This window comes from Streptomyces sp. NPDC054956 (assembly GCF_053609185.1).
Map to the genome: position 1 here is coordinate 823 of NZ_JBSGXB010000452.1, position 3,781 is coordinate 4,603.

The following is a 3,781-nucleotide window of genomic DNA, read 5'->3' on the forward strand; positions in this document are numbered from 1 at the left end:
CCCGGACCCCCGCGCCTCAAACGCCGGCGGGGCTGGATTCGGCTGGTGCTGTCCGCTTGCCGCGGCTGCGTTGCCGCGCAGCGGCAACTCCAGCGGGTGGGGGAGCAGAGCCCGTTCCGGGGACCAGGCTTCGCACGTCAGCGGCGGGGCCGTGCGGGCCAGGGCCATCAGGGCGTCCAGGTCGCAGCCGGCGCGGACCTGGTCGGCCAGGGCCGCCACCGAGGCGACGGCGTCGCGCCGCCGCTCGGCGACCGGGACCAGACCCAGGTGCCGCGACGGCGCGGCCACCTGCGGAGCGCGCCGCAGGACGCCGAGCACCGGCATGCCGGCCTCTTCCAGCGCCTCCCGCAGCATCACCTCGTGCCGGTCGGAGCCGACCTTGTTCAGGATCACGCCGCCGAGGCGCACCTGCGGGTCGAACGAGGCGAAGCCGTGCACCAGCGCCGCCACCGACCGCGACTGCGAGGAGGCGTCGACGACGAGCACCACCGGCGCCCGCAGCAGTTTCGCCACCTGCGCCGTGGACGCCAGTTCGCCCCGCCCCGCGGCCCCGTCGTAGAGCCCCATCACGCCTTCGACGACGGCCAGGTCGCAGCCGTCGGCCCCGTGCGCGAACAGCGGGGCCACCAGCTCCGGCCCGCACATGAAGGCGTCCAGGTTGCGCCCCGGCCGGCCCGTGGCCAGCGCGTGGTAGCCGGGGTCGATGTAGTCGGGCCCGGCCTTGTGCGGGGACACGGCGAGGCCGCGCTCCGAGAAGGCCGCCATCAGGCCCGTCGCGACGGTGGTCTTGCCGCTGCCCGAGGAGGGCGCGGCGATGACCAGCCGCGGAATGTTGAGCGAGGTCACCACTCGATGCCCTTCTGGCCCTTCTGGCCGGCGTCCATCGGGTGCTTGACCTTGGTCATCTCGGTGACGAGGTCCGCGAACTCCACCAGCTTCTCCGGAGCGTTGCGCCCGGTGATCACCACGTGCTGCGTCCCGGGACGGTTGCGGAGCACCTCGATGACCTCGTCCACGTCGATCCAGCCCCAGTGCATGGGGTACGCGAACTCGTCCAGCACGTACAGCCGGTGCGTCTCGGCGGCCAGGTCGCGCTTGACCTGCTCCCAGCCCTCCTTGGCGGCCTGCTCGTTGTCGAGCTGCGCGTCGCGCTGGACCCAGGACCAGCCCTCGCCCATCTTGTGCCAGACGACGGAGCCGCCCTCGCCCGAGGCGCCGAGCACCTTCAGCGCGTTCTCCTCGCCGACCTTCCACTTCGCCGACTTGACGAACTGGAACACCCCGATCGGCCAGCCCTGGTTCCAGGCGCGCAGCGCCAGCCCGAAGGCCGCCGTCGACTTGCCCTTGCCGGGACCGGTGTGGACGAAGACGAGCGGGCGGTTGCGGCGCTGACGCGTCGTGAGTCCGTCGTCCGGAACGACGGACGGCTGTCCCTGCGGCATTACGCGGCCCTCCTGAGGGTCGGGGATGGGGTACGTACGTTCTTCACGAGCCCGGCCAGCGAGTCGGCCCGCAGCCCGTCGAGGGTGACGGCGGGGCCGCCCAGGTCGGCGGCGAGCACTCCGGCCAGCCCCAGCCGGACCGGCCCGGACTCGCAGTCCACGACCACGGAGGCGACCCCGCCGGCCGCCAGCAGCCGAGCGCTGCGCCCGGCGAGCTCCCGCGGGGTGCCCTCCGGCCGGCCGTCGGTGCCGTCCGAGGCGCCGCCCGCGGTGCCGGCCGAGGTGGCCCGCCCGTCGGTGACGACCACCAGCAGCGGCCGTCGGCTCGGGTCCCGCAGCCGTTCGATCCGCAGCACCTCGTGGGCCTTGAGCAGCCCGGCGGCGAGCGGGGTGCGCCCGCCGGTCGGCAGCTTCTCCAGCCGCGCGGCGGCGGCGTCGACGGAGGAGGTGGGAGGCAGGGCCAGTTCGGCCGTGTTGCCGCGGAAGGTGATCAGACCGACCTTGTCCCGGCGCTGGTAGGCGTCGAGCAGGAGGGACAGCACCGCGCCCTTGACCGCGCTCATGCGCTGCCGGGCCGCCATGGAGCCGGAGGCGTCGACGACGAACAGCACGAGGTTGCCCTCGCGGCCCTCGCGCGTCGCCTGCCGCAGATCGTCCTTGCGGATCACCAGGCCGCGCCCGGTGCGTCCGCGCGCCTTCTGGTGCGGGGCGGCCGCGTGGACGGTCGCGGCCAGGTGCAGCTTCGTCAGCTGGCCCCGGGGGCGCTGGGCCCCGGTGGTGCGGCCGTGGGCGGTGCGGGCGCGCGACCGCCGTCCGGAGGCCCCCTCGCCGAGTCCCGGGACGCTGAGCATCTTCGTGCGGAACGGTTCGGAGGCCCGTACGGCGGCCTGCTCGGCCGCGTCGGCGCCCTGGGCGGAGGGCTGCGGCTCGGGCGCCTCGGGGGCTTCGGGTTCGGGCTGCCGCTCGGCCTCGGTCTGCGCCTCGGGGACGTCGGGGCCGGAACCCTGCGGGGGTACGCCGCCTCCGCCGTCGGGGCCGCCGTCGTCGGGTCCGCCGTCGTCCGGGTCCTGCGGGTCGGGACCCTGCTCGGGCTCGGGGTCCGGCTCGGGCTCCTCGTCGGGGAACTCGTCCAGGATCCGGTCCAGCTTCTCCTCGTCGAGGCCCGGCGCGTCGAAGGGGTTGCGGCGGCGGCGGTGGGGGAGCGCGAGCAGGGCGGCCTGGCGCACGTCCTCCTTGCGTACCTCGCTCCGCCCGGCCCAGGCGGCCAGCGCGGTCGCGGTCCGGGCCATGACGATGTCGGCGCGCATCCCGTCGACCTCGAAACCGGCGCAGGTCGCGGCGATCTGCAGCAGCGCGGTGTCGCCGAGCGCGACCTGCGGGAGCAGCGCGCGGGCGGCCACCACGCGGGCCCGCACGTCCTGTTCGTCGGAGGCCCAGCGGCCCGCGAAGGCCTCGGGGTCGTCCTCGTAGGCGAGCCGGCGGCGGACCACCTCGACCCGCTGGACGGGCTCGCGGGAGGCGGCGACCTCGACGGTCAGCCCGAACCGGTCGAGGAGCTGCGGACGGAGCTCGCCCTCCTCGGGGTTCATGGTGCCGACGAGCAGGAAGCGGGCGGCGTGCCGTACCGAGACGCCCTCGCGCTCCACGTAGGAGGCGCCCATCGCGGCGGCGTCGAGGAGGAGGTCGATGAGGTGGTCGTGGAGGAGGTTGACCTCGTCGACGTAGAGGATGCCCCGGTGCGCGTCGGCCAGCAGGCCCGGCTCGAAGGCCTTCACGCCGTCGGCGAGGGCGCGTTCGATGTCGAGGGCGCCGACGAGGCGGTCCTCGGAGGCGCCCACGGGCAGCTCCACCATGCGGGCGGGCCGCGCGGTGCCCTGGCCGGGCTCGTGCGGGCCGTCGGGGCAGCGGGGGTCCGGGGCGGTGGGCGCGCAGCTGAACCGGCAGCCGGGGACGACGTCCACCTGCGGCAGCAGGGCCGACAGGGCGCGGACGGCCGTGGACTTGGCCGTCCCCTTCTCGCCGCGCACGAGCACGCCGCCGACCGCGGGGCTCACCGCGTTGAGCAGCAGCGCGAGGCGCAGGTCGCTCTGGCCGACCAGTGCGGTGAACGGGTAGGGCGTACTCATGCGGTGGCCCCTCCTTCTGTTCGTGTACGGATTCGCGTGCGCGGGCTTGTGCGTATGCCGAGGCCGGGCTGCGGGTTCCCGCTGCGCGGAGCGGGTCCCCCACCCGCCCTTCCCCCGTTCCGGGGGGGGGGGGGGGGCGGGCCCCCCCCCGCCCGGCCCCGCCGGTGGAACCGGCCGCCAGGGTCCGCCCGTCGGGGCTGAACGCGACCGTGC

General features: G+C 75.6%; 3 protein-coding genes. All 3 read right to left on the bottom strand.

The window, feature by feature from the left end; all coding sequences use genetic code 11:
- Positions 1 to 849 (bottom strand): cobyrinate a,c-diamide synthase (locus ACWGDE_RS36420; protein WP_453393366.1); only part of this gene is annotated, 849 nt, incomplete at its 3' end.
- Positions 843 to 1,442, bottom strand: a complete 600-nt coding sequence (gene cobO / locus ACWGDE_RS36425; RefSeq protein WP_053678569.1) for a cob(I)yrinic acid a,c-diamide adenosyltransferase — start codon at positions 1,440 to 1,442, stop codon at positions 843 to 845. The genes cobO and ACWGDE_RS36420, both read right to left, overlap by 7 nt.
- The gene (locus ACWGDE_RS36430) at positions 1,442 to 3,568 is read right to left on the bottom strand and encodes a putative cobaltochelatase (RefSeq protein WP_453393367.1); all 2,127 of its coding nucleotides are present in this window, start codon (positions 3,566 to 3,568) and stop codon (positions 1,442 to 1,444) included. Before ACWGDE_RS36430 ends, cobO begins: the two co-directional genes overlap by 1 nt.
- Positions 3,569 to 3,781 lie beyond the last annotated feature (213 nt).

Coding starts and splice junctions, on each gene's coding strand:
- cobO (WP_053678569.1), bottom strand. CDS start 1,442: ATGCCGCAGGGACAGCCGTCCGTCGTTCCGGACGACGGACTCACGACG.
- ACWGDE_RS36430 (WP_453393367.1), bottom strand. CDS start 3,568: ATGAGTACGCCCTACCCGTTCACCGCACTGGTCGGCCAGAGCGACCTG.